General features: G+C 53.0%; 21 protein-coding genes. 17 read left to right on the top strand and 4 right to left on the bottom strand.

The features are described 5' to 3' along the window. Positions 1 to 117: 117 nt before the first annotated feature. The 14 genes from tsf to RHM61_RS16855 all read left to right on the top strand — a co-directional run bounded on the left by tsf (position 118) and on the right by RHM61_RS16855 (position 14,096). Positions 118 to 999, top strand: a complete 882-nt coding sequence (gene tsf / locus RHM61_RS16920; protein ID WP_322248456.1) for a translation elongation factor Ts — start codon at positions 118 to 120, stop codon at positions 997 to 999. Between the two features lie 152 nt (positions 1,000 to 1,151). After that, a complete protein-coding gene (gene pyrH, locus RHM61_RS16915; protein ID WP_322248455.1) occupies positions 1,152 to 1,868 on the top strand; it encodes a UMP kinase in 717 nt (238 codons plus the stop codon). Positions 1,869 to 1,985: 117 nt separating this feature from the next. After that, the gene (frr, locus tag RHM61_RS16910; protein ID WP_322248454.1) at positions 1,986 to 2,546 is read left to right on the top strand and encodes a ribosome recycling factor; all 561 of its coding nucleotides are present in this window, start codon (positions 1,986 to 1,988) and stop codon (positions 2,544 to 2,546) included. Positions 2,547 to 2,744: 198 nt separating this feature from the next. Next, the gene (locus RHM61_RS16905) at positions 2,745 to 3,560 is read left to right on the top strand and encodes a phosphatidate cytidylyltransferase (protein WP_322248453.1); all 816 of its coding nucleotides are present in this window, start codon (positions 2,745 to 2,747) and stop codon (positions 3,558 to 3,560) included. Between the two features lie 19 nt (positions 3,561 to 3,579). Continuing rightward, the gene (ispC, locus tag RHM61_RS16900) at positions 3,580 to 4,764 is read left to right on the top strand and encodes a 1-deoxy-D-xylulose-5-phosphate reductoisomerase (protein ID WP_322248452.1); all 1,185 of its coding nucleotides are present in this window, start codon (positions 3,580 to 3,582) and stop codon (positions 4,762 to 4,764) included. After that, positions 4,761 to 6,125 (top strand): RIP metalloprotease RseP, encoded by a 1,365-nt coding sequence (rseP, locus tag RHM61_RS16895; protein WP_322248451.1) that lies wholly within the window; start codon positions 4,761 to 4,763, stop codon positions 6,123 to 6,125. The genes ispC and rseP overlap by 4 nt, the downstream gene beginning before the upstream one ends. 69 nt (positions 6,126 to 6,194) lie before the next feature. Then, positions 6,195 to 8,546, top strand: coding sequence for an outer membrane protein assembly factor BamA (gene bamA, locus RHM61_RS16890; protein ID WP_322248450.1), 2,352 nt, complete (start codon positions 6,195 to 6,197; stop codon positions 8,544 to 8,546). Between the two features lie 110 nt (positions 8,547 to 8,656). Then, positions 8,657 to 9,133, top strand: coding sequence for an OmpH family outer membrane protein (locus tag RHM61_RS16885; protein WP_322251121.1), 477 nt, complete (start codon positions 8,657 to 8,659; stop codon positions 9,131 to 9,133). 3 nt (positions 9,134 to 9,136) lie between these two features. Next, complete coding sequence (gene lpxD, locus RHM61_RS16880; RefSeq protein WP_322248449.1) at positions 9,137 to 10,192, top strand: UDP-3-O-(3-hydroxymyristoyl)glucosamine N-acyltransferase; 1,056 nt, start codon at positions 9,137 to 9,139, stop codon at positions 10,190 to 10,192. After that, entirely contained in the window at positions 10,189 to 10,653 is a 465-nt protein-coding gene (gene fabZ / locus RHM61_RS16875; RefSeq protein WP_322248448.1) for a 3-hydroxyacyl-ACP dehydratase FabZ, read from the top strand. Before lpxD ends, fabZ begins: the two co-directional genes overlap by 4 nt. Next, entirely contained in the window at positions 10,653 to 11,441 is a 789-nt protein-coding gene (lpxA, locus tag RHM61_RS16870) for an acyl-ACP--UDP-N-acetylglucosamine O-acyltransferase (protein WP_416200191.1), read from the top strand. The genes fabZ and lpxA overlap by 1 nt, the downstream gene beginning before the upstream one ends. Before the next feature lie 10 nt (positions 11,442 to 11,451). Further along, positions 11,452 to 12,606, top strand: coding sequence for a lipid-A-disaccharide synthase (gene lpxB / locus RHM61_RS16865; protein ID WP_322248447.1), 1,155 nt, complete (start codon positions 11,452 to 11,454; stop codon positions 12,604 to 12,606). A 48-nt stretch (positions 12,607 to 12,654) separates the two neighbouring features. Beyond that, positions 12,655 to 13,452 carry a TatD family hydrolase gene (locus tag RHM61_RS16860; protein ID WP_322248446.1) on the top strand — a complete coding sequence of 266 codons (798 nt, stop codon included), beginning with the start codon at positions 12,655 to 12,657 and terminating at the stop codon, positions 13,450 to 13,452. Beyond that, positions 13,449 to 14,096 carry an ankyrin repeat domain-containing protein gene (locus RHM61_RS16855; RefSeq protein WP_322248445.1) on the top strand — a complete coding sequence of 216 codons (648 nt, stop codon included), beginning with the start codon at positions 13,449 to 13,451 and terminating at the stop codon, positions 14,094 to 14,096. Before RHM61_RS16860 ends, RHM61_RS16855 begins: the two co-directional genes overlap by 4 nt. Here RHM61_RS16855 and RHM61_RS16850 read toward each other — a convergent pair. Next, positions 14,093 to 14,308: a hypothetical protein gene (locus RHM61_RS16850; RefSeq protein ID WP_322248444.1), complete on the bottom strand. Its 216-nt coding sequence runs from the start codon at positions 14,306 to 14,308 to the stop codon at positions 14,093 to 14,095. The two genes, RHM61_RS16855 and RHM61_RS16850, sit on opposite strands and share 4 nt — an antisense overlap. A 171-nt stretch (positions 14,309 to 14,479) precedes the next feature. Between RHM61_RS16850 and RHM61_RS16845 the strand changes: the two genes are divergently transcribed. From RHM61_RS16845 to RHM61_RS16835, 3 genes are all read left to right on the top strand, one after another. After that, the gene (locus RHM61_RS16845) at positions 14,480 to 16,213 is read left to right on the top strand and encodes an ABC transporter permease subunit (protein ID WP_322248443.1); all 1,734 of its coding nucleotides are present in this window, start codon (positions 14,480 to 14,482) and stop codon (positions 16,211 to 16,213) included. Positions 16,214 to 16,227: 14 nt separating this feature from the next. Then, on the top strand, positions 16,228 to 17,532 hold the full coding sequence (locus RHM61_RS16840; RefSeq protein WP_322248442.1) for a nitrate/sulfonate/bicarbonate ABC transporter ATP-binding protein: 1,305 nt from the start codon (positions 16,228 to 16,230) through the stop codon (positions 17,530 to 17,532). Positions 17,533 to 17,706: 174 nt separating this feature from the next. Continuing rightward, a complete protein-coding gene (locus tag RHM61_RS16835) occupies positions 17,707 to 18,729 on the top strand; it encodes a transglutaminase domain-containing protein (RefSeq protein WP_322248441.1) in 1,023 nt (340 codons plus the stop codon). Between the two features lie 143 nt (positions 18,730 to 18,872). Here the strand turns inward: RHM61_RS16835 and RHM61_RS16830 are convergent. The 3 genes from RHM61_RS16830 to RHM61_RS16820 form a co-directional block, all read right to left on the bottom strand. Next, a protein-coding gene (locus RHM61_RS16830) for an IS3 family transposase (RefSeq protein ID WP_322247382.1) occupies positions 18,873 to 20,044 on the bottom strand; the annotation gives its coding sequence in 2 pieces (ribosomal slippage) (positions 18,873 to 19,780 and positions 19,780 to 20,044; 1,173 coding nt in all). A gap of 222 nt (positions 20,045 to 20,266) precedes the next feature. Next, positions 20,267 to 23,386, bottom strand: coding sequence for an error-prone DNA polymerase (locus RHM61_RS16825; protein WP_322248440.1), 3,120 nt, complete (start codon positions 23,384 to 23,386; stop codon positions 20,267 to 20,269). Next, entirely contained in the window at positions 23,383 to 24,864 is a 1,482-nt protein-coding gene (locus RHM61_RS16820; RefSeq protein ID WP_322248438.1) for a DNA polymerase Y family protein, read from the bottom strand. The genes RHM61_RS16825 and RHM61_RS16820 overlap by 4 nt, the downstream gene beginning before the upstream one ends. Positions 24,865 to 24,869: the final 5 nt, after the last annotated feature.

Genomic DNA, 24,869 nt, shown 5'->3' with positions numbered 1-24,869 from the left:
ACGCATGATGCGACTGAGCTTGCATCATGCAAAAAATGGGGCAACAATCGTTCGCCCTTTTTTTTAAACAAAATTTAATGATGATGCTTATCGGCATCTTCAACTCAGGAGAATTACATGGCAGCGGTTACAGCAGCGATGGTTGGCGCTTTGCGCGCAAAAACAGATGCACCTATGATGGAGTGCAAAAAAGCACTGACAGAAGCAGAAGGCGATATGGACCGTGCGGAAGAATTGCTGCGCGTTAAGTTGGGTAGCAAAGCATCAAAAGCTGCTTCGCGTATCACTGCCGAAGGCGTGGTTGCTTCTTATGTAGCTGGGAATGTCGGCGTCTTGCTTGAAGTTAATTGCGAAACTGACTTTGTGACGAAGAACGATGATTTCCTCGCAATGGCGAATACCGTTGCAAAATTGATCGCTGAACACAATCCAGTTGACGTCGCTGCTGTGGGCGCGTTGCCGCTCGATGGTAAGACTGTCGAAGAAGTACGTGCTGCATTGATCGGTAAAATTGGCGAAAACATGTCTTTCCGTCGTTTTGCTCGTTTCGACAGCTCGGCTAAATTGGCTTCTTACCTGCATGGTACCCGCATCGGTGTGATCGTTGAATTTGATGGCGCGGATGAGCAAGTTGGTAAAGATGTAGCGATGCACATTGCTGCGATGAAGCCAGTTTCTTTGTCGACTGAGCAAGTTCCTGCAGAATTGATCGAAAAAGAACGTTCGGTTGCCGCGCAGAAAGCTGCTGAATCCGGCAAGCCAGCCGAAATCGTGGCTAAAATGATAGACGGTTCGGTACAGAAATTCCTCAAAGAAGTTTCTTTGCTCAATCAACCATTCGTTAAAAACGATAAGCAAACCGTGGAACAAATGCTCAAAGCCGCCAATTCATCGGTGAAAGCGTTTACCATGTTTGTTGTCGGTGAAGGTATAGAAAAGAAAGTCGATGACTTTGCAGCAGAAGTTGCAGCGCAAGTTGCAGCCGCCCAGCAAGCGTAATCAGAAACGGGCCGAAAGGCCCGTTTTTTTAAACCCCGCTGCTGAGTGGTATTTGCTGTGCGAGTGTGTACTGGCCTAAGGTGTGCGTGTGCACAGCAAATACCTATTCATTTTCTCTATTTCATAATCAATCTTCCAGAAGGAGTCCTATCATGACAAAACCTGCTTACAAGCGCGTACTCTTGAAGCTCTCTGGTGAAGCCTTGATGGGCGATGACCCATTTGGCATTAACCGCATTACCATTGAACGTATGGTGGCTGACGTGGCAGAAGTGTCGCGCATGGGCGTGGAATTGGCCATCGTCATCGGCGGCGGTAATATTTTCCGTGGCGTGGCACCGGGTGCACAAGGCATGGACCGTGCGACCGCCGATTACATGGGTATGTTGGCAACAGTGATGAATTCACTGGCTTTGGCAGATGCTATGCGTCAAGTTGGCTTGACGGCACGTGTGATGTCGGCAATTGCGATTGATCAAGTTGTCGAGCCCTATGTGCGTCCTAAGGCTTTGCAATATCTCGAAGAGGGCAAAGTCGTCGTGTTTGCCGCCGGTACCGGCAATCCTTTCTTCACTACCGACACGGCCGCGGCCTTGCGTGGTTCGGAAATCGGTGCCGAGATCGTGCTCAAAGCCACCAAAGTCGATGGCGTCTATACGGCTGATCCGAAAAAAGATCCGACGGCTACGCGCTATACAACCATTTCTTTCGATGAAGCGATTTCGCGCCACCTTCAAGTGATGGATGCCACGGCGTTTGCCTTGTGCCGTGACCAGAAATTGCCGATCAAAGTATTCTCCATCATTAAACCAGGTGCTTTGAAGAATGTCATCATGGGGGCTGACGAGGGCACCCTTGTGCACGTATAATGCAGCGTTTCTGGAGTGGGCGGTCTAAGCCTGCTCGGAATGTGAGCACGATGAGCGCGCCGTAGCTGCAGTGGGCAGGTTTGGCGAGAATCAGAAATTGAAGTACTGGAGGACAGAATGAGCGTAACAGACGTTAAAAAAAACAGTGATATCCGCATGCAGAAGTCGATTGAGACCCTCAAATCGGATTTATCAAAAGTCAGAACCGGTCGTGCCCATGTTGGTATTCTTGATCATGTGATGGTTGATTACTATGGCTCGCCGACCAATATTACTCAGGTTGCCAATGTCAATCTGATCGATGCGCGCACCATTGGTGTGCAGCCGTTTGAAAAGAAAATGCTCAGCGCGATAGAAAAAGCGATTCGTGATGCCGATCTTGGCTTGAATCCATCGAGCCAAGGCGAAGTGATTCGTGTGCCGACACCGCCGCTGACAGAAGAGCGTCGCAAAGAAATGGTTAAGTTGGTCAAGACCGAAGGTGAGGGTGCAAAAATTGCGATCCGCAATATCCGTCGCGATGCCAATGAGTCCTTGAAAAAGATTTTGAAAGATAAAGAATGTTCGGAAGATGACGAACGTCGCTCGCAAGATGAAGTACAGAAACTGACTGACAAATTTGTGGCGGAAGTCGACAGACTGCTGGGCGAAAAAGAAAAAGAAGTCTTGACCGTATAGCCAGGGTGCGAACAGTTTTCTGTTCATTCAGGGCCGCTGCCGTGGCCCGGCCCGGCAGTGTGACGCCAGCCGGGCTGTCGGGGTTACTCTGCTCACTTGGGCAAATAGTGCCAGTTTCGAGCCTGCGTGCTCCTCTTTCATGCTGGCAGACCTGCATCGCGCAGTACTGTGCGCCGGCAGTCGGATAGAAAGTCATTGATGTTAAAAACGCGCATCATTACGGCACTGATTTTATTGGCAATATTATTGCCGGTGCTGTACTCGGCCAATTTTTTCGCCTTTTCTGCGATTGTGTTGGCATTTTTTGCTGCCGCGATATGGGAATGTCAGCGTTTATTCAAAAAACCCTTGCCGCTGCTGATGTCGGCCGTTTGGACGGCCTTCTTCGGCTATCTGCTGTTCCATTTAAAAGATTTTTCTGCCGGCTTGCTGTTCGCTCTGTGCGTGGCTTTCTGGTTGCTGCGTCTGACGCCTTTGTTGGCGCGTGGCTTACCTGGATTCGGCTTTTCCAATGGCATACTCAGTACCTTGTACGGCATCTGTATTTTTGGCTGCTTTACGGCTATCGCCGTGCTGTTTACTCATTCCCCCTTATACTTACTCTCCGTCATGGTGATTGTCTGGGTCGCTGACATCGGCGCCTATTTTTCCGGCAAAGCCTTTGGTAAGCACAAGCTCGCGCCCAGTATTTCTCCCGGCAAATCGTGGGAGGGTGCAATCGGTGGTTGGGTCATGGTGCTCTTGCTTGGTGTCGGTTCCACTCTGCTGCCGGCATTGCAGCAAAGCTTTGCCGCACAGATTTTGCATAAGCATGGTTACGCGGTCTTGTTGTTGGTGTTGAGTGTGCTGGCGGCCGCCAGTGTGGTCGGCGATTTGTTTGAATCCATGCTCAAGCGCCGTGCTGGCATGAAAGATAGTAGCAATCTCTTGCCTGGCCATGGCGGTGTGCTTGATCGTATCGATGCCTTGATACCGGTATTGCCGTTGGCAGCCTTGTCAGGTTTGTGGTTTTAGTAAGGGTTTTTGTATAAGTATGAGCAAACTACAACGTATTTGTATTCTCGGCGCGACCGGCTCTATCGGCGTTTCTACGCTCGATGTGATCGCCCGTCATCCCGACCGCTACCGTGTGTATGCGCTGACCGCACACACGCAAGTCGAAAAGCTGGCGCAACAGTGTGCACAGTTTTTGCCGCAAGTGGTAGTAGTCGGCACGGCCGCCGCCGCCGATGCGCTGCACCTGCTGTTATGTGAAAAAAAGCTGCAGTCGATACAAATCGAATATGGTCCTGAAGCTTTGTGTGCAGTGGCCAGTTCCAGCGAATGTGACAGCGTGATGGCTGCCATCGTTGGCGCGGCCGGCTTACCGCCTACGCTGGCAGCAGCACAAGCGGGCAAGAAAATCTTATTGGCCAATAAGGAAGCCTTGGTCATGTCCGGGCAATTGTTCATGGATGCGGTGCGCAAGAGTGGCTCGGCCTTGCTGCCTATCGACAGTGAACATAATGCTATTTTTCAATGCCTGCCGCGTGATTACCAAGGCGGCATGGCCCAGCATGGTGTGCGCAAAATTGTGTTGACCGCTTCCGGTGGTCCCTTCCTGACGCGCGCGCTCGATACCATGGCGACAGTAACGCCGGAGCAAGCGGTGGCGCACCCGAAATGGGTAATGGGGCGAAAAATTTCCATCGATTCGGCAACGATGATGAACAAGGGCTTGGAAGTGATCGAAGCGCACTGGCTCTTCGCGGCGCCGGCCGAGCATATCGACGTCTTGATTCATCCGCAGAGCGTGATTCACTCCATGGTTTCCTATCATGACGGCTCGGTGCTGGCCCAATTGGGAAATCCCGATATGCGCACTCCCATTGCGTATGGCCTGGCCTATCCGGAACGCATAGACTCTGGTGTCGCACCGCTTGATTTGATTCAAGTCGGGCAGTTGCACTTCACCGCTCCTGACTTGACGCGCTTTCCCTGTCTGGCGCTGGCCTATCAAGCGCTGCGCAGCGGTGCTTCGGCAGCGACGATTTTGAATGCCAGTAATGAAGTGGCAGTACAGGCTTTTCTCGAGGGCCGGATCAGTTTTACCCGCATTGCCGAGGTCATCGCTGCAAGCCTCGATGTCATCGCTTTGAGCGAACTCAGCGATTTGCCCGATATTTTAGCCGCCGATGCGCACGCCAGAGCGGTTTCTCATGCGATCATAAGCCGATGAATCTCTTGCAAACTCTTTTGGCGTTCGCCGTGGTGCTCGGAGTGCTGATCAGCATTCACGAGTTCGGCCATTATTTGGCGGCCCGTCTGTGTGGTGTGAAAGTATTGCGCTTCTCGTTGGGAATGGGGCGCGTGATTTTCATGCGTCGCTTCGGCGCTGATCAAACTGAATTTGCACTGTCTTTGTTGCCGCTCGGTGGTTACGTCAAGATGTTGGATGCGCGCGAACAAGATTTAAGCGACATTTCTGCCGCAGATTTGCCGCGTGAATTCGGGCGGCAGTCGGTATGGAAGCGTATGATCATCGTGGCGGCCGGTCCGTTGGCGAATTTTTTGCTCGCGATTGTTTTGTATGCGGGCTTGTTTTTACATGGTGTTCCTGAACCTATCGCTAAAATTCGTGTCTCATCGACATCCTCGGTGGCCGCGCAAGCCGGTTTGCGGCATGGCGATCTGATTGTCAGCGTGGCTGGGCAAACGGTACAAAGCTGGGGTGATATGCAATGGCGCTTGTTGCAACTGGCATTGGCGAAATCGAATGCTGAATTAGAGGTCGAGCGCTTCGATGTAGCGACTGGTCAATCGCTACGGCGCGTGGTCGATTTGCCGCTTAAGCAATTGTCAACCCAGGATCTGGAAGCCGATTTTCTGGCCCGCTTAGGCTTGGGTTTAGCCCGTCCTGCTGCGGTGTTAGGGCCGGTTTTGGCTGGTGGGCCGGCGGCGCAGGCCGGTTTGCGTCAAGCTGACTTGGTTTTGGCAGTGGATGGCGTGACCATGCTTGATGGCTTGGCCTTGACCGAAACCATTAATGCTTCGCCTGGCAAAGAATTGCATTTCAAAATAGCACGTGGAAAAGAAATTTTAGAAATTCAAGCCAAGCCGCTGGCCGAGGAAGTCAATGGCAAGACCATCGGACGCTTGAAGATACAAATGATGCTCGCACCGCAAATGGTGGTGAGTGCGGCATCGCTGCCACAAGCGGTGAGCAAGAGCGTGAGCAAAACTTGGGATGCCAGCGTGATGAGCGTCTCCATGCTGGGGAAAATGTTGGTCGGCGAAGTCTCCTTGAAAAATATTACCGGCCCGATTACGATCGCTGATTATGCTGGGCAAACCTCGCGATCGGGTTGGATCAGCTACATCAGTTTCATGGCTTTGATCAGTATTAGCTTGGGTGTCATGAATTTGCTGCCTATACCAGTGTTGGACGGAGGCCATTTGTTGTATTATTCGCTGGAAGTTTTAACGGGTAAGCCCGTGCCTGAACGTTTCGGCGAGATTGCGCAGCGGGTCGGAGTGGCCTTGTTGTTAGCAATGATGGCAGTCGCTTTTTTCAATGACATTGCCAGACTAATGTCATAATAGTCAGATTGATCACCGGAATTCATTCCAGATAGCAATATTGAGAGTATTGAAAGAACTTTACACCCAATGAAATTACATATCGAGCACTTTACTTTGCCAAATTTTCGACTCAAATCCATTGCTTTAGCTGCCTTGGCGCTTTGCACCGGCAGCGCCTTGGCGATTCCTGCATTCACCGTCAAAGATATTCGGGTAGAAGGTTTGCAGCGCACCGAAGCTGGCACGGTATTCAGTTACTTACCGGTCAAGGTAGGTGAAACCTTTGACGAAGCCAAGAGTACGGCAGCGATCAAATCGCTGTATGCAACCGGGTTTTTCAAAGATATTCAAATTGAAGAGCAAGATGGCGTGTTGGTGGTGCTGTTGGAAGAGCGTCCCACCATTGCCGGCGTTGAATTCAGCGGCACCAAAGAATTCGAGAAAGATGCGCTGATCAAGGCGCTCAAAGATATCGGTATCGGCGAATCGCGGATTTTCGATAAGGCGACGGTTGATCGCGCCGAGCAAGAACTCAAGCGACAATACCTGTCCAAGGGCTTGTACGGCATGCAGATCACCACCACCATTACGCCGATCGAGCGTAATCGGGTGCGGGTCACGTTTGCCGTCGATGAGGGTGATATCGCCCGTATTGCACAAATCAATATCATCGGCAACAAGGCCTTCTCTGACAGCGATCTGCGCGCTACCATGGCACTCAACACGCCGACTTGGTTTTCTTGGTACACCAAGGCCGATCAGTATTCGAAGCAAAAGCTGGCCGGCGATTTGGAAACCCTGCGCTCGTTTTATCAAAACCGCGGCTATCTCGAAATGCAAATTTTATCGAGCCAGATCGCGATCTCCGCCGATAAAAAAGACATTTACATCACCGTCAACCTGGTTGAAGGCGATAAATACAATATCTCTGATATCAAGCTCGAAGGCGAGATGTTCGGTCGTGAAACCGAGCTCGGTTCACTGTTGTTGCTCAAGAAGGGCGATATTTACAATGCAGCCTTGCTCACGGAGAGCACTAAACGTATTTCCGAACGCATGGGTAACTTCGGCTATGCTTTCGCCAACGTCAATGCCAATCCTATTCTCAATAAAGAGAAAAAAGAAGTGGCGTTTACGGTCTTGGTCGACCCCGGTAAGCGTGTCTATGTACGCCACATCAATTTGGCCGGCAATACCCGCACCCGCGATGAAGTCATCCGCCGCGAATTCCGCCAGTTTGAAGCTTCGTGGTATGACGGCGAAAAAATCAAAGCTTCACGTGATCGCGTTGAACGCTTGAGCTTCTTTAATGACGTTAAGTTGGAAACGCCGGAAGTCGCCACCAGTACCGATCAAGTCGATATCAACCTGACTGTCACGGAAAAACCGACCGGTAATCTGATGTTCGGTGCCGGCTACTCGAATGCCGAACGCTTGACCTTGTCCGGCTCGATTTCTCAAGCCAATGCCTTCGGCAGTGGCGATACCATCGGTCTTGAAGTCAATACCAGCAGCCAAAACCGTACAGTCGCCTTGTCGCACGTCGATCCGTATTTCACCGATGATGGCATCAGCCGCAGTTTGGAAGCGTATTTGCGCACGACGCGGCCTGTCATCGGCAGCGTCGGTGACTATAAAATCCAAACCACCGGCGGCAATATGCGTTTCGGCGTACCGTTCTCGGAAGTCGATACCGTCTTCTTCGGTATCGGTGCCGAGCGTACCAAGGTGTCGACCACCTCGTACAGCAGTCCGCAGCGCTACAAGCAGTATGTGGCTACCTACGGCAGCGCGGTGACGGACCCGACCGATCCCGACTTCGGTATCGGCACCGCCACCACCACTTCATTTCCACTGACGGCTGCTTGGCAGCGTGACAGCCGCGACAGCGTGCTCACGCCATCGGTTGGCCGCTATCAGCGTGCCAATCTGGAAGTGGCGGCGATCGGCAATCTGAAGTACTACCGTGCAATTTATAATGCGCAGTACTTCAAGCCGGTATATCGTTCGGTGATTCTCGCGCTCAATGGCGAATTCGATTATGGTCACGGTTTGGGTGGTAATCCTTATCCTATCTTTAAAAACTTCTATGCCGGTGGTATCGGCTCGGTACGCGGCTATGAGCCTTCGTCGCTCGGTACCCGCGATCCGAATAATGATTCGCTCGGCGGTGCCGCACGGATTATCGGTAACATCGAGTTCCAAATCCCGTTCCCGGGTGCGGATAAGTCGCTGCGCTGGTTCACCTTCCTCGATGGCGGCCAAGTTTTTGATGAAGGTCAAAAAATTCAAGTGCGCGATTTGCGTTTTGGTGCAGGTATTGGTATAAGCTGGATTTCTCCGGTCGGTCCTTTGAAACTGAGCTTTGGTCGTGCTTTGAATGCCAAGCCGGAAGATAAGAAGCAATCGTTCCAGTTCCAGATGGGTACCGGTTTCTGATCGCTGCTGTGCTGCTTGTTTGTGTTTGTTAGCTTTTGTTAGCTTTTGTTCGTGTTACGGAGATTATTTTGAGTCAACTTATTACCCCGTCCAAATTGTTTCAACGCTTAATGGTTTGTGCGGTCTGCGTACTCAGCGTTGCCCAGGTCCATGCGCAGGATTTCAAGGTTGCGATATTTGATTCTCAGCGAGTGATTCGGGAGTCGGCACCTGCCAAAGCTGCTGAAGCCAAGATTGAGCAAGAATTTTCCAAGCGTGGCAAGGAATTGCAAGATTTGTCAGCGAAGATCAAAACGATTGCTGAAAAACTCGATAAAGAATCACCGGTGCTGTCGGAATCGGAACGGATCAAGCGTCAGCGTGATCTGACTGATCTCGATCAAGATTTCAAGCGCAAACAAAGAATTTTCAATGAAGATTTGAATCAGCGCAAGAATGAAGAAATCGCCGCCTTGGTTGATCGCGCAGTGAAAGCCGTTAAGCTGATCGCCGAAACTGAAAAATACGATATCGTTTTACAGGATGCGGTCTACTCCAATCCGCGCGTCGATATCACAGACAAGGTGCTCAAAGCGCTCTCCAAATAAATCATGACCACGACGAGCACTCGGCTGGGAGAATTAGTCGATCGCTTCGGTGGTCAATTGATCGGATCTCCCGATATTTGCGTTTCCGGCATTGCTGCTTTGAGTGAGGCCGGTGCGCAGCACGTGAGCTTTCTCTCCAATAGCAAATTGCGCGCGCAAGCGGCTGCTTCGCAGGCAGCGGCCTTGATACTGACACCGTCCGACCACACACAGATTGGCACTGAGTACACGGGCGCGCGCATCGTCAGCGATAACCCCTACGTGTATTTCGCTCGGGCCGCGCAATATTTTGCGGCATTGGTGGCGATCGTTCCGCCAGCCGGCATCCATCCCAGCGCCTGGGTCAGCCCGCACGCGCTGATCGACGCGACTGCCAGCATCGGTGCACAGGTCAGCATCGAGGCTGAGGCGGTGATTGGTGCTGGTGTCGTGATCAAAGCGGGCACTGTGCTAGGACGTGGTGTGACGATAGCGGCGGACAGCCTGATTCACGCCAACGTCAGCATTTATGATTATTGCGTCATCGGTGAGCGTTGCATCGTGCATTCCGGGGCGGTGATCGGTGCCGATGGTTTCGGCTTTGCCAACGAGCGTGGCAGCTGGATCAAAATCCCGCAAACCGGTCGCGTAGTGATCGGTAATGATGTCGAGATCGGTGCCAATACCAGTATTGATCGCGGTGCCTTGGCTGACACGATTATTGAAGATGGCGTCAAGCTCGATAACCAGATTCAAATCGGTCACAACTGCCATATCGGTGCACATACAGCCATGGCCGGCTGCGTTGGCGTGGCCGGTAGCGCCAAAATTGGCAAACATTGTACTTTCGGTGGTGCCGCCATGGTGCTCGGTCATTTGACCATCGTCGATAACGTGCACATTTCTTCGGCCAGTATGGTGTCGCGATCCATACTCGAACCTGGCCAGTACACCGGTTTTTACCCCTTGGCGAAAAATGCTGACTGGGAAAAAACTGCTGCGATCGTCCGTAATCTGTCTGGCATGCGTGAAAAAATCCGCGCGCTGGAAAAAACCATCAACACATTGAAATCATCATGAAGAAAACACTGAATATCAACGAAATCAAAGAATATCTGCCGCATCGCTATCCGATGTTGTTGGTCGATCGTGTGCTTGACTGGGAAGAGGGTAAGAGTATTACCGCCATCAAAAACGTCACCGCCAACGAAGAGTTTTTTAACGGTCACTTCCCGAACAAACCGGTCATGCCCGGTGTATTGATGATAGAAGCCTTGGCCCAAACGGCCGCGATTTTATCGTTCCTGACGATGGGACAAAAGCCTGATGAAAAGACCATTGTGTATTTTCTCGGCATCGACGGTGCCCGCTTCAAGCGCCCGGTCGAACCAGGTGACCAATTGAAGATGGAAATCGAAGTCATCAAGGTAGCGCGCGGGATTTGGAAGTACAAAGCCAAAGGTACGGTCGATGGCCAGTTGGCAGTCGAAGGCGAACTGATGTGCACGATGCGCAAGACTGACGACAATACGGAGAAATAATGCTGATTCACCCAAGCGCGCTGATTGATCCCAAGGCCGAGCTCGACAGCAGCGTCGAGGTCGGCCCCTATGCCATCATCGGACCGCATGTCCGCATCGGTGCCGGCAGTAAAATCGGTTCGCATGTCGTCATCAATGGTCATACCACGATAGGGCGCGAGAACGTGTTTCACTCTTTTTCTTCGATCGGCGGTCCGCCGCAAGATAAGAAATATGCCGGTGAAATTACCTATCTCGAAATCGGTGAGCGCAATCTGATACGTGAATTCTGTACCTTCAATTGCGGTACCGTGCAGGATCGTGGCGTCACCCGTATTGGTAACGATAATTGGTTTCTCGCCTATGTGCATATCGCGCACGACTGCAGTGTCGGCAATAACACCATTTTCTCCAATAATGCGGCACTGGCCGGACACGTAGAAATCGGTGATTGGGTCATCATGAGTGGCTTTTCGGCGGTGCATCAGTTTTGTAAAATCGGAGCACACGCCTTTGTCGGCATGAACACCAGTCTGACGCAAGACGTACCGCCATTTGTGCTGTTATCCGGTAATCCGGCGCAAGCCCACGGTGTGAATTTGGAAGGCTTGAAGCGGCGCGGTTTCGAGCGCGATGCCCTCAATGCGATTCGCCACGCCTACAAATTATTGTATAAATCGGGTTTGACACTGGACCAAGCCAAGCTCGCACTCGATGAACAGATCGCCAGCTTGAACGGTGATGCGGCGCTGCAGATACGCTTGCTGCGTGATTTTCTCGATGCCTCAGCACGTGGCATCGTGCGCTGACTGGCTCGCCATGGCAAATCATCCCCCTGTCATTGCGATGGTCGCTGGTGAAACCTCGGGCGACATGTTAGCTAACCGCTTGTTATCGGGTTTGCGGCCACGCTTGCCTGATTCGCTCATGCACGGCATCGGTGGTCCGCATATGGCTGAGTATGGTTTCGTCAGCGACCATCCTATGGATAAGCTGTCGGTGCGCGGGCTGTTCGAAGTGCTCATGCATTACCGCGAAATCAGCGGTATACGCCGACAACTGCAACAAGCTTTGCTGCAGGAGCGGCCCGACGTCTTTATCGGCGTCGATGCGCCGGATTTTAATCTTGACTTGGAAATCGCGCTCAAACAGGCGGGCATTCCAACCATGCACTATATCAGCCCATCGATTTGGGCTTGGCGTGGTGGTCGGATCAAAAAAATTGCGCAAGCGGTAACGCATATGTTGGTGGTATTTCCCTTTGAAGAGGAAATCTATCGCCAAGCCGGCATTCCCGCCACCTATGTCGGCCATCCTTTGGCACAAGTGATTCCTATGGACATCGATGTCGAGGCTGCCCGTGCAGAGCTCGGACTCGACCCGCGTTTCAAGGTCGTCGCGATTTTGCCCGGCAGTCGGATGTCGGAACTTAAATATAATACCGTCGCCTTCGTCGGTGCCGCCAAACTCCTGCTCGAGCGCGATCCCCATTTGCAAATCGTGGTGCCGATGGCCGGTAACAAGCAGCGCCATTACTATATCGAATTGGTCGTCGCCGCCAAACTCGAAGGTGTAGCGATCTTGCTGATCGATGGTCGTTCGCATACCGCCATTGCCGCCGCCGATGCGGTGCTGGTCGCGTCCGGCACGGCCTCGCTGGAAGTGGCACTGTTCAAAAAGCCGATGGTCATCGCCTACAAGATGATGGAAGCCTCATGGCAAATCCTCAAGCACATGGGGTATCAGCCTTGGATAGGCTTGCCAAATATTCTCGCGCGCGAATTCGTGGTGCCCGAGTTTTTGCAGGCGGCCGCTACGCCGTTGGCTTTGGCCGATGCCATCTGGGCCCAGCTCAATGATGATATGATACAAAAGCAGTTGCAGCAGCGTTTCACCGACATGCATCATTTATTGTTGCGCGATACTGCTGCACTCTCTGCCCAAGCCGTGCTCGACGTCATCGCGGCACGCTGATTCTGTTGCTGACGGCAGCCATGCTGCCGCTTTTTCCGGTATTTTTCTATGTACGTTGATTCCCATTGCCATATCAATTTTCCTGAGTTAGTCCAACGTTTGCCGGAAATCTTGGAAACGATGCGCACTAACGAGGTCGGCCATGCGCTCTGCGTGGCGGTCGATTTGCCGGATTTTCCGCAAGTGCTGGCCTTGGCGCAAGCTCATCCGCACATCTATGCCTCAGTCGGCGTGCATCCCGATTACGAAGACACGCCCGAACCCAGTGCGGAACAACTGGTTGAGTTGGCGCAGCATCCAAAAGTGATTGCTATCGGTGAAACCGGGCTCGATTATTTTCGCCTGCAAGGCGATCTCGAGTGGCAACGCGAACGTTTTCGCCAACATATTCGGGCTTCGCGCCTGTGCCGCAAACCGCTGATCATCCACACCCGCGCCGCCGCCGCCGATACTATCCGTATTTTGCAAGAAGAAGCGGCTGGCGTTGCGCAGGGTGGGGTGGCGGGTGTCTTGCATTGTTTTACCGAGTCGCTGGAAATGGCCGAGGCAGCCATAGCGATGGGTTTTTATATTTCCTTTTCAGGCATCTTGAGCTTCAAGAGTGCCAAGGATTTGCAAGCCGTTGCACGGGCCTTGCCGCTGGAACGCATTTTGATCGAAACCGATGCCCCTTATCTGGCACCGATGCCGCACCGCGGCAAAACCAACGAGCCCGGTTTCGTGCGCCATGTCGGCGAATTTCTGGCTAATTTACGCGGCATTTCCGCCCAAGAAGTGCAGCAAGCGACAACGCGCAATTTCTTCGACTTATTCTCGGACGCGCAACGGCCCGCGGAAGTCGCATGAAGTCCGCGCCTGCCGCTTGCTGCTTGGCGCTGCTGCTACTCAGCAGCGCCGCGTCGGCCGACAGCTATGACGATTTTTTATTTGCGGTGCGTTTCAATGACAGTGCGAAGCTGCAAACTCTGCTGGCACGCGGCATGGATGCCAATGCCGTCGAAGCGCTGCGCGGCGAAACGGCCTTGATGATAGCGCTGCGAGAAAAATCCTTCAAGGTACGCGATTTGCTATTGCAATTGCCGGAGCTGAAACTCGAGGCGCGCGCAACAAACGGAGATACCGCCTTGATGCTGGCCGCATTTCTCGGTGACAGCGACAGCGTGGCCAAATTGATCGCCGCTGGAGCCGAAGTCAACCAAGTCGGTTGGACGGCATTGCATTATGCCGCCGCCTCCGGCAATCCCGAAACCATTGCTGTTTTGCTTGAGCATGCCGCGTATATCGATACCGAATCGCCGAATAAAACCACGCCTTTGATGATGGCTGTACGCTCCGGAAAAAATGCCGCGGTCGAGCTCTTGATCGACGAGGGTGCCGACCTATACCTGAAAAATGACCGGGGCATGACTGCCCTCGATTTTGCGCTGGAAAATGAACGGAAAGACTTGATTTTGTTGTTAAAAAACCGCCTCGCGGCGAAGCCGAATTAAGCTATTTTCAGTGCCGCTAAAAATTCAATTTTTTGCACCGCATCATATTGTGAACAGGCCTGCGCCTGTGTTACAGTGCGGTCTTCATCGTCTTGGAGTTCATTCTGTGGATAGTTATAGTTGTCGCTCTTTTGTAGCGCATAACCCGGCACGGTAACCGCAGATTTCCTGCTGCTACCTTGCCACTCGGCGGGTAGTAGTATTGACAGCACGATGCTGATTTTCTACTCACCCAAGTTTTTTGACATCTGACTCCTCAGTTCGGCAGGCAGCCAGATGCTTACATCCATCAATGCAGGTGAGTATGCTCATCTGCCGGGGAGTCAGTTTGTTGCGTCTTCATTTAATCTCTCGTTTTACCCTTCTGTCAGCAGGAGGATGCCATGCTTGAATTATTCAAATTCAATTCACGCGACGATGTGGTCGATCATGGTGGTCCTAACCGCTGGGATTGGGCCTTGCTGCCGCTGATTTTAGCCTTGGTCAGTATCTTCGCCTTCGCTGCCATGCAGATGAGTCATCCGTTTGCCGTCGGCGAAGCTTTGGAAGTCTCACTCGATCCTTGGTATCTGCCGTACTACCTGCTCAGAACCATCTTACGCATGTTTACCGCGCTCGGCTTTTCACTCTTGTTCAGCCTGGCTTTTGCAGCTATCGCAGCGAAATATGCGGCGGCGGAAAAAGTCATGGTGCCGGCACTCGATATCTTGCAATCGCTGCCGATTCTCGGCTTTCAGGCGATTGCGATCGCACCGTTCATCGCCTTGTTTCCCGGTAATTTGTTAGGCGTTGAATGTGCGGCGATTTTTGCGATCTTCACTTCGCAAGCTTGGAATATGGCATTCAGTTTGTATCAATCGATGCGTACCGTACCACCCGAATTACAAGAAGCCGCACATATTTTTCGCCTATCCGGCTGGCAGCGTTTCTGGCGCCTCGAGTTGCCGTATGCGATGCCAGGTTTGCTGTGGAATATGATGATGTCGATGTCGGGTGGCTGGTTTTTCTTGGTTGCCGCTGAAGCGATTTCGGTGGCCGGCCAAGATATCAAATTACCGGGCATCGGTTCCTATATTGCGGTGGCGATTGAAACTGAAAACGGTACCGCCATCGCCTGGGCCATCGGTGCCATGCTGACCGGTATTTTGCTCTACGATCAATTGTTTTTCCGTCCTTTGTTGGCTTGGGCAGATAAATTCCGTTTCGAAGAATCGCAAGGAGAAGCATCGCAACAATCGTGGCTACTCGATTGGATGCGCAACAGCAGTTGGATACGCGGCTGGACTGAAAATTTCTGGTCCTTCATGAGTCGCGGCTTATCGTGGTTTGCCGTTACCTACGATGGCACTTCCGAACGGGCGATCAAAAAAGGCATGAGCCCGCTGTGGTCGCGGGTTTGGGATGGGGTGCTGATTGTGATCACCATGCTGGCAGTGTTTCGTCTGGTCAGTTTCATCCGCAGTGATGTCGGCATGAGTGAAGTGGTACATGTGTTCGGACTCGGTCTCATTACGCTCACACGGGTGATGTTGTTGATCGGTTTGGCTTCGCTGGTATGGGTGCCGATTTCAGTTTGGATCGGTTTGCGCCCGCAATACTCACAAAAAGTGCAGGCACTGGCGCAATTTCTGGCCGCCTTTCCAGTCAACCTGATGTTTCCTATCGTCGTGTATGCGATGGTATCGTTCAAACTCTCGCCCAATATCTGGCTCAGTCCGCTCATGGTCTTCGGTACCCAGTGGTATATTTTGTTCAATGTCGTCGCCGGTGCCTCGACTATTCCGAATGAATTGCGCCTGGCTGCCGATAATCTTGGACTCAAGGGTTGGTTGAAATGGAAGCGCGTGTATTTGCCGGCGATTTTCCCCAGCTATATCACCGGTGCCATCACCGCCAGCGGTGGCTCGTGGAATGCCAGTATCGTGGCCGAATACGTTACTTGGGGTAAAACCACTTTGGTGGCAGACGGCTTGGGCAGTTACATCAAACAAATGACGGAAAGCGGTGACTTTCATCGCATCGCCTTGGGCATAGGCGTGATGTGTATTTTTGTGATGATGTTGAACCGCTTTTTCTGGCGCAAATTGTATTTGCTCGCCGAAGACCATATTCGTTAAGAAAGAAGATCAAGATGAATCAACCGCTGCTGATAGACCTGCAACAGGTCGCCAAATCCTTCAAGGCATCCGACGGCAAGTCGCGCCTCATTCTTGATAAAGTCGATTTCCAGCTTAAAGAAGGTGAAATCGTCGCCTTGCTGGGCAAATCCGGTTCCGGTAAATCGACTTTGTTACGCATCATGGCCGGTTTGATCCCGGCCGACAAGGGCAAGGTCGCCTACCGCGACAAGACCATACACGGCCCGGTGGCCGGGGTGGCGATGGTATTCCAATCGTTTGCCTTGTTCCCGTGGTTAACCGTGCAGCAAAACGTTGAACTCGGGCTCGAAGCCCAAGGTGTCGCCGCTGATGAACGTGAAACGCGCGCCGACGCTGTGCTCGAATTGATCGGTCTGGCTGGCTTTGGTGGCGCTTTGCCGCGCGAATTATCAGGTGGCATGAAACAGCGCGTTGGCATCGCCCGCGCACTCGTCACCAATCCCGATATTCTGCTGATGGATGAAGCCTTCTCGGCACTCGATGTGTTGACCGGCGAAACTCTGCGCAATGACATGCTGGAACTGTGGGATGAAGATAAGATTTCCACTAAAGGCATCTTGATAGTCTCGCACAATATCGAAGAAGCGGTGGTGATGGCCGATCGCATCATCATTCTTTCCAGCGACCCCGGCACGATCCGTTGCGAAATCAAGATAGATTTGCCACGACCACGGAATGTGGATTCACATGAAGTGCGCGCCTTGATTGATGAAGTCTATGGCTTGATGACCATGCGCACCACCCATGAAGCCAGTTCCGAAGTACCGAGCGCGAAGCATCTTGGTTACCGCTTGCCCGATACCGATGTCAGCCGCATCGAAGCGATTCTCGATATGGTCGCCGCAACCCCTTACAATGGCCGCGCCGATTTGCCACAACTGGCCGAAGAAGCCGAATTGTCGGATGAAGAATTATTCCCAACCTATGAAGCGCTGAGCCTGCTCGGCTTTGCCGTGCTGGAAAAAGGCGACATCATCTTGACCCCCTTGGGGCAAAAGTACTTCGACGCCGAACAAGCCGAGAAGCAGGAATTATTCGGTCAACAGTTACTCATGCACGTCCCCTTGGCCGCGCATATCCGGCGCAAACTCGAAGTCGAAGTCAATGGCAACTTGTCGGAACAACCCTTGCTGGAATTGTTGGAAGAATTCCTCAAAGCAGACGAAGCCAAGCGCGTGCTCGAAGTGGCGATCGAATGGGGCCGTTATGGCGAAGTCTATGAATACGATTACCATACTGGTCGCCTGAAACTGCCGGAACAAGAAAGCGAAGAGTAGTTTGTTCTGCAAAAAAAAGACGCTGCGGCGTCTTTTTTTTGCATCTCACTTATTGTGTCATTTTCGTCACTATCTGCGATCGAGATTGACGCCAATACCAAGTTTCCAAGATACTGTAGTGGCAACATTTTGGCGTAATTTTTTTTGCTTGATTTTTCCAAACGAGGGTGGGACATGAATTCCTTACGCATGCTGCAATGTACCCTTGTATCTCTGGCTATGTTGGCTGCGCCGGCGGCCCAAGCACAAGAATTAAGCGCGCAACAACTGCAGCAAATCGATGCCCATGCACTGGCCGCGCCCTTCAGCGCTGAGCAGGATGCGCGTCAGTTGGCGGCCTATCTGACCGAGGGGCTCAGTTCAGAGCGGGAAAAAGCCCGCGCGATTTACCGCTGGATCACCGATCGCATCAACTACGATGCCGCGGCTTACCTGAGTGGACACAGTGACGCCAGCACGGTAGAAGAAGTACTGCGCAAGCGCATCAGCGTCTGTGTCGGTTTCGCCGGCTTGTTTGAGCAATTGGCACGCGCCGCCGGCCTGGAAGCGCGCACCATTTCCGGCTATGCCAAGGCAGCCGGCAGTCTGCCGGGCCAGCATTTTGATAAAGCCAATCATGCCTGGAATGCCGTGCGCATCGATGGCCAGTGGCGGCTGGTTGACACCACTTGGGGGGCCGGTTATTTGAAAGAAGGGAAATTTCAAAAAGAATTATCGGAAACATTTTTCTTAACCGCCCCTGAACAATTAGCCTTCACCCATTTTCCACTTGATCATCAAGCGCAGTTTCAAAGTACGCCGCATTTATCGCAAGCTGAATTTGAATCCTTGCCGGCATTGGAAGCGAATTTTTTCCACAGCAGCATCTCACCGCTGGCAGTCTGGTCTGCCCTCAAAAACGTGCAGGCAGAAGGTGGTTTAGTGCATACCTTCACGCTGCCCTATCATTCGGTCGCCGTACGCGAGGCGCCACTGATGTATCGTCTGCGGCGTGAGCAGGCGTATGCGTTCCGCATTGAGGCGACGCTGTTTGAAAAAATGGCCATCGTGCAGAGCGATCACTGGCAAGAAATGCAGCAGCAGGGTACTTCCTTCGTGCATGAGCTCAGCAGTGTTTGGCCCGGTTCTTTGATGGTGGTTGGCAAACCATATGGCAGTGAACAGTATACGGCGATCTTGGCTTATGAATTGCAGTGATGGCCGGTGCTGCCGGTTTGATTTTCCGCTCAACGGTCATGCCCGACAGCTCTGCGCTGAGCTACTATTCACACAAGTTGTTTTCACAGAAAAAAAAGTGCCCTTGATCGACCCTCTCACCCTGAAGGCACTAAGTGTAGTGGTCAAGTTATTTCGGACACATCAATAGGTTTTTTTTCTGCCATTTCTTTTTCGTAAATCATGGGCGGCAAATTGCCCAGCGTTGAATGCAATCGTAAGCAGTTATAAAAGCCTACGATGTATTCAATGATGTCTTTTGTGGCTTCCATTTGATTCGCGTAATCGCGTTGCCAGACACGCTCCATCTTTAAATTTAAGAAGAAGCGTTCCATCGCCGCGTTATCCCAGCAGTTTCCTTTACGGCTCATACTGCAAACAAGGCCATGTTGTTTGAGTAAATGTTGGTATTCATGACTGGCATATTGACTGCCACGGTCGGAATGCAAAATTAAACCCGCTGCCGGCTTACGTGCCTCAACCGCCATCCGTAGCGCCCGACAAACCAATTCAGCTGGCATCGTTGGCCCCATTGCCCAGCCTATGATTTTTCGTGAGAATAACTCCATCACGACCGCCAAATACAACCAGCCAGTACGCGTACGGACATAGGTAATATCGGAAGTCCAGGCGCGATTGGGCTCTGCTGGGTTGAACTGTCTATTGAGAATATTGCTCGCTATTGGTAAATCATGTTTGCTATCTGTCGTGTTGATAAATTTTCTCTTCCAGACGGTTTTGATCTGGGCTTCACGCATTAAGCGCCGTACTTTGTAGCGGCCAATGACGATGTTCTTGGCGTGCAGTGCACTGACCAGGCGACGGCTGCCATAACTGCGGCCACTGGCAGCGAATTCCGCTTTCAGATGCACGCTGGTGACACATATTGCGGTCATTTTTGTCTTTGCTTTTGCTGCGTAGTAGCCAGACCGGCTCGCTCCCAAGAGACGACACAGTTGTGCTACCGTGGCCTTCGTTTGCCAATGATCGACTAACTCGTAGATCATTTCATTTCGCGTGCAAAGAAGGCCGATGCTTTTTTTAACAGGTCATTGTCCGAACGCAGTAGACGGTTTTCTTGTTCGAGTTGGCGAATCCGTTGCAGCTCGGCAGACAGTGGTTTCCCTATGCCAGCCTGGCCACCTTGTTCAGCGCGATATTGTTCAACCCAGCGCCGCACGGCGGTTTCTCCAATACCCATATCTTTCACGATTTTAGCAACCGCTACGCCTTGATCCAGCACCATCCGGGCCACTTCAAGTTTAAAAGTAGCTTCGTATTTTTTATTCCCAGTCATCTTTATTTTCCTCGTTTAGGTAATTATTCCTCCTATTGAGGTGTCCGTAAACATTAGACCATTACAAAGGTGTCACTGGATTCCTGCCTACGCAGGAATGACGAGGCGAGAGCACGGGGGAGTGACAGGTCTGCCAGTTGGAGTAATGATACCGACTGAAAACCCTTTTGCGACAGCCTCTTAAGCGAGTGGAGAAACTTGCAAGTGACTAAGCCCGACAGCTTATCCGAGTAAATGGCTCAAATCAACCAGACGTTTGGCAATCAAATGACGCACCTCGTTTTCGCATTGCCAGATACCATACACGCCGAGTAATCGTGCGCTGAGAATAAGGCGGCGTTCTTGTTCGAATAAACTGGGCCAGATGATCACATTGATCGAGCCGGTTTCATCTTCGAGCGTGATGAAGATGACCCCATTGGCCGTACCCGGGCGTTGCCGCATCGTGATGATGCCGCAGCCGCGCGCGAACTGGCCGTTGGCAAAAGTGTTCAGTAATTCTGCCGGTAGAAAACGTTGGGCCAGCAGTTGTGGGCGTAATAAGGAGAGCGGATGTCCTTGCAGGCTCAAGCCTTGAGTGCGGTAATCATGCGCAATTTCATCGGCCAGACTGGGGGCAGATAATTGCGGCAGCGCTTCTTCTATCGTAGTCGGTCGCAGTAAATCGCGCTCGGGCAAGGCCCCGACGGCTTGCCACAAGGCTTGGCGACGATGACCGGCGAGACTTTTCAGGGCGTTGCCGGCTGCCAAGATGTGCAGATCATGGCGAGTCAATTCGGCGCGTCTGGCTAAATCGGCGACGTCGCTGAAAGTGCCACTTTGTCGCGCTACCATGATGCGTCGCGCGCTCGTCGCAGGCATGCCGCTCAGCAGTGACAGTCCTAGCCTTACCGATGGGCTGCCGGTAGCGGTGTTTTCCAGGCTTGAATCCCATTCGCTACACAGGACATCAATGGCATCGACTTGTACCTGATGGCGGCGCGCATCTTGTATCAATTGCGCCGGCAAATAAAACCCCATAGGTTGGGAATTGAGCAGCGCACACAAAAACACCGCCGGCTCGTGACATTTGATCCAACTGCTGAGGTAGGCCAAAATCGCAAAACTGGCCGAATGGCTTTCTGGAAAGCCGTACTCACCGAAGCCTTTCATTTGCTCGAATATGCCTTCGGCAAATGCGCGTGAATACTGATTGGCCAGCATGCCGTCAATAATACGCTCGCGATAGCTGTCCAGGCCACCTTTACGCTTCCAAGCAGCCATGGCACGACGTAAGCCATCGGCTTCACCGGCCGTGAAATTGGCAGCTAACATGGCAATTTGCATCACTTGTTCTTGAAAAATCGGTACGCCCAGGGTGCGCCCCAGCGCCTTTTGCATGGCCGGATCGTGTTGGGTTTCGATGGCTTCCAAACCCTGACGGCGGCGCAGATACGGATGCACCATGCCGCCTTGTATCGGTCCCGGGCGGACAATCGCTACTTGTACTACGAGGTCGTAGAATTTTTGCGGTCGCAAGCGGGGCAACATGCTCATCTGCGCCCGCGATTCAATTTGAAATACCCCGACCGTATCGGCGCGACAGATCATGGCATAGGTGGCGGCATCTTCACGCGGAATCGCTTGCATGCTGCGTGGTTTGCCGGGCAGACCAGCCATTAGCGTGAGGGCGCGCTGCAAGGCTGAGAGCATGCCGAGGGCGAGGATATCGATTTTCAGTATGCCTAAGGATTCGAGATCGTCCTTATCCCACTGGATGACGCGGCGATCTTTCATCGCTGCATTTTCTATCGGTACCAATCGCGACAACTTGCCGCGCGCGATCACAAAGCCGCCGCTATGCTGCGATAAATGTCTGGGAAAGCGGAGTAATTGTGTCGCCAAGGCAGCCCATTGCCGTGCCAAGCGCGATTCGCTGTCCACGCCGCAGCTTGCCATTTGGGTGAGCAAATCGGCTGTGCTGTCGAACCAATGTAAAGATTTGGCCACGGCCTCGATGATGGCGGCATCAACCCCGAGCGCTTTGCCGACTTCACGCACGGCACCGCGCGGCCGGTAAGTATGGATGGCGGCGGTCAGCGCGGCACGATGATGTCCATACTTTTGGTAAATATATTGAATCACTTCTTCGCGCCGCTGATGTTCGAAATCGACATCGATATCGGGCGGTTCGCCGCGCTCTCGGGAAATGAAGCGTTCGAACAACAGCGTCTGCACGCTAGGATCGACCTCGGTGATGTGCAGGCAATAACACACCACGGAATTGGCAGCCGAACCGCGTCCTTGGCATAAAATACCGCGATGGCGCGCGAAGCGCACGATGTCATGCACGGTCAAGAAATAAGCTTCATAGGCCAGATCATTGATGATGTCGAGTTCGTGCTCGATTTGTCGGGTAATTTCGTCGGCCACGCCATGTGGGTAACGTCGTTGCGCACCGCGATAGACTTCATGGCGCAGATGGGTGGCGGCGGTCAAGCCATCCGGCACCACTTCTTGCGGGTATTCATAGCGCAATTCATCCAGCGAAAAATGACACAGCGCGGCGACCACCAAGCTTTCTGCCAGTGCGGCAGGCGGGTAGAGATTAGCCAGCCGTAAGCGTGAGCGCAGATGTTGCTCGGCATTGGCAGCCAATTGATAACCGCATTGTTCGACTGGCGTGCCGAGGCGGATCGCGGTCAAACTGTCTTGCAAAGGTTTGCGCGAACGCAGATGCATGCAGACCTGTCCCAGTGCCACTACCGCCAAGCCGTAGCGTTCGGCGATATGTTCAATGTGTTGTTCTTGAAAGGCGTCGGCCGCTTGCATGAGCAGCGTCAGACCGAGCCGCGCGCGTGGGCCGAAGCTGTGTGCCAGCCACGCCGCTTGTACGGCCAGCAGCTCGGCTTGCAAGGGATAGGCCGGTACCAAAATCAGCAAACAGTCGGGCAAGCCGCGCAAATGCGCATAATCGGGCGGCGGCATGGTGAAATCTTCCGGTGTGAGCAAGTAGCTGCCTTTGCCGCAGCGACTGCGTGCCAGCGTGATCAGTTCAGATAAGTTGCCATATCCTTCGCGGTTACAGGCCAGTGCGAGCAAGGTCAGCGTTCCTTGTGGCGCGCTCAATTTGAAATGGCTGCCCAAGATATACGGCAAACCTTGTAATTTCGCTTCATCATGGGCGCGCACCACGCCAGCCAGCGAGCATTCATCGGTGATGGCCAGGGCACGATAATCGAGTTGGGCGGCGCGTTGTACCAATTCTTCCGGATGGGATGCCCCATGCAGGAAAGTGAAATTCGACAGACAGAATAATTCTGCATAGTCGGGCAAGCGGGTGCTGTCGCTGTCTGCCGTCATCCGAATACCCCGTGCAGCAGCCAACTGGCCTGTGCTGCAGTGCCACTGCGCGGGCGATAAATCCAGTAGCGCACATGGCTGGCACTGACGGCGATGAAATAGTCGCGCAGCTCGGTTTGCTCGCTCCACCAAGCGGCCTCGATTCTTTCCGGCGCTGAAATAATATTCAGTGGCGAAGTGAAGTAGGGCCGGTGTTGACGCACTTGTAAGGGTGCTGCCGTTGCCAACAACCAAGCTGGGCGTAGTAAAGTGGGCGTCGGCAGCAGCTTGGACGGGGCTTTTTCCAGCGCGGAAATCCAACGATTGGCGAGGTCGGGACGATGATCAGCCAAGGGGGCGGCCTGCAATACCTGATCGGCACCAAGACGAGTGCTCAATAAAGCCAGTAAATGGTGATGATCTTCGGGCTGCCCGCCCGGCTCGGCAAACAGGGAGGCACTCTGTGGTGCCGCGGCTTGGGTTCGTGGTACCGTCAGTTGTAACGCAATGACCGGTGCAATGAAGTCGAAGCGATGGAGTTTTTCATGTAGCAATGCCAGCAATTGCTTTTCTTGTGCTCCGGCCGGCAAGCTGATATCGAGTATGCTGGCGGGAATGGCATTGCGCCCACGCTCATGGGACAGAGATAGACGTAGCATTAACGCGCTCAGGCGGTGTGCCGCCAGCCAGCCATGCAATTGTGCCAATAAACTTTGGCAATGTTTGAGTAATAAATCACTGCTATCCAAACGTTCCGGCAATTCCAGTCGCGCTTCAAATTCGTCAGGAATAAGAATCCAGATCGGGGCCGTTGCCGTTGCTGCGTAAACCAGATCGAGTTCAGCCATGAAGGCCAGACCGCAGCGTCGTTGCAAACCGGGGCGCGGCAAGGCGCGCAGCTCGCGCAAACAGTAGCAGCCTAAGCCATGCAATAAGTCGCGCCAAGTGTGGGCGCTGTCCAGTAATGTCACGGGTAAGCGGTCGAGCCGGCGCGCTAGTCGCGCTGTTTGCAAGCAAAGTTGCCCGGCGCGGCCTTGGCGCGTGGCATCGAGTGCCAACAAGCAGGCGGCTTTGGCATGCGGTGCGCAGCCCAGGCTGACTTGGTAGCCGAGTGCGGCCATGGTGGCGCGGATGCGGCGGCGCAAGGCTGGCAAACCGCCGAACAAGCGCAAGCTGGCCCCGACATTGAGCACCAGTCTGTCGGCATCGATCAGACTGACTTGTGGCGTGTATTGTAAGAGGGCGCTTGCGGCTGCCAGCAGCGCCGCTGCTTGCTTGTGCATATCTTGCTCGAAGATTTTTGCCGTCGGCATAAGCATTTGTACTGCGCCGCTACGCATGCCGGGCACGATGCCGGCCTCTGCCGCGCTGGCCGAACAGGCAGTAACGCTTTGCTGTGCTAATACGACGTGGCCGAAGAGTGCTGCGCGATGCTGCCAGTGCGGTATAAATACTTCCAATTCCAGCGCTCGAAAGTGTAGGGCGATCCACATTTCCATTGGCC

It is taken from the genome of Undibacterium sp. CCC3.4, assembly GCF_034347425.1.
Lineage (GTDB): Bacteria > Pseudomonadota > Gammaproteobacteria > Burkholderiales > Burkholderiaceae_D > Undibacterium.
Note: the sequence above shows the minus strand (reverse complement) of the source record. Positions and strands in the feature narration are given on the sequence as shown.

Bases quoted from the DNA above. Each gene is read 5' to 3' on its own strand.
- tsf (WP_322248456.1), top strand. From the start codon at position 118: ATGGCAGCGGTTACAGCAGCGATGGTTGGCGCTTTGCGCGCAAAAACA.
- pyrH (WP_322248455.1), top strand. From the start codon at position 1,152: ATGACAAAACCTGCTTACAAGCGCGTACTCTTGAAGCTCTCTGGTGAA.
- frr (WP_322248454.1), top strand. From the start codon at position 1,986: ATGAGCGTAACAGACGTTAAAAAAAACAGTGATATCCGCATGCAGAAG.
- RHM61_RS16905 (WP_322248453.1), top strand. From the start codon at position 2,745: ATGTTAAAAACGCGCATCATTACGGCACTGATTTTATTGGCAATATTA.
- ispC (WP_322248452.1), top strand. From the start codon at position 3,580: ATGAGCAAACTACAACGTATTTGTATTCTCGGCGCGACCGGCTCTATC.
- rseP (WP_322248451.1), top strand. From the start codon at position 4,761: ATGAATCTCTTGCAAACTCTTTTGGCGTTCGCCGTGGTGCTCGGAGTG.
- bamA (WP_322248450.1), top strand. From the start codon at position 6,195: ATGAAATTACATATCGAGCACTTTACTTTGCCAAATTTTCGACTCAAA.
- RHM61_RS16885 (WP_322251121.1), top strand. From the start codon at position 8,657: ATGGTTTGTGCGGTCTGCGTACTCAGCGTTGCCCAGGTCCATGCGCAG.
- lpxD (WP_322248449.1), top strand. From the start codon at position 9,137: ATGACCACGACGAGCACTCGGCTGGGAGAATTAGTCGATCGCTTCGGT.
- fabZ (WP_322248448.1), top strand. From the start codon at position 10,189: ATGAAGAAAACACTGAATATCAACGAAATCAAAGAATATCTGCCGCAT.
- lpxA (WP_416200191.1), top strand. From the start codon at position 10,653: ATGCTGATTCACCCAAGCGCGCTGATTGATCCCAAGGCCGAGCTCGAC.
- lpxB (WP_322248447.1), top strand. From the start codon at position 11,452: ATGGCAAATCATCCCCCTGTCATTGCGATGGTCGCTGGTGAAACCTCG.
- RHM61_RS16860 (WP_322248446.1), top strand. From the start codon at position 12,655: ATGTACGTTGATTCCCATTGCCATATCAATTTTCCTGAGTTAGTCCAA.
- RHM61_RS16855 (WP_322248445.1), top strand. From the start codon at position 13,449: ATGAAGTCCGCGCCTGCCGCTTGCTGCTTGGCGCTGCTGCTACTCAGC.
- RHM61_RS16845 (WP_322248443.1), top strand. From the start codon at position 14,480: ATGCTTGAATTATTCAAATTCAATTCACGCGACGATGTGGTCGATCAT.
- RHM61_RS16840 (WP_322248442.1), top strand. From the start codon at position 16,228: ATGAATCAACCGCTGCTGATAGACCTGCAACAGGTCGCCAAATCCTTC.
- RHM61_RS16835 (WP_322248441.1), top strand. From the start codon at position 17,707: ATGAATTCCTTACGCATGCTGCAATGTACCCTTGTATCTCTGGCTATG.
- RHM61_RS16825 (WP_322248440.1), bottom strand. From the start codon at position 23,386: ATGACGGCAGACAGCGACAGCACCCGCTTGCCCGACTATGCAGAATTA.
- RHM61_RS16820 (WP_322248438.1), bottom strand. From the start codon at position 24,864: ATGGAAATGTGGATCGCCCTACACTTTCGAGCGCTGGAATTGGAAGTA.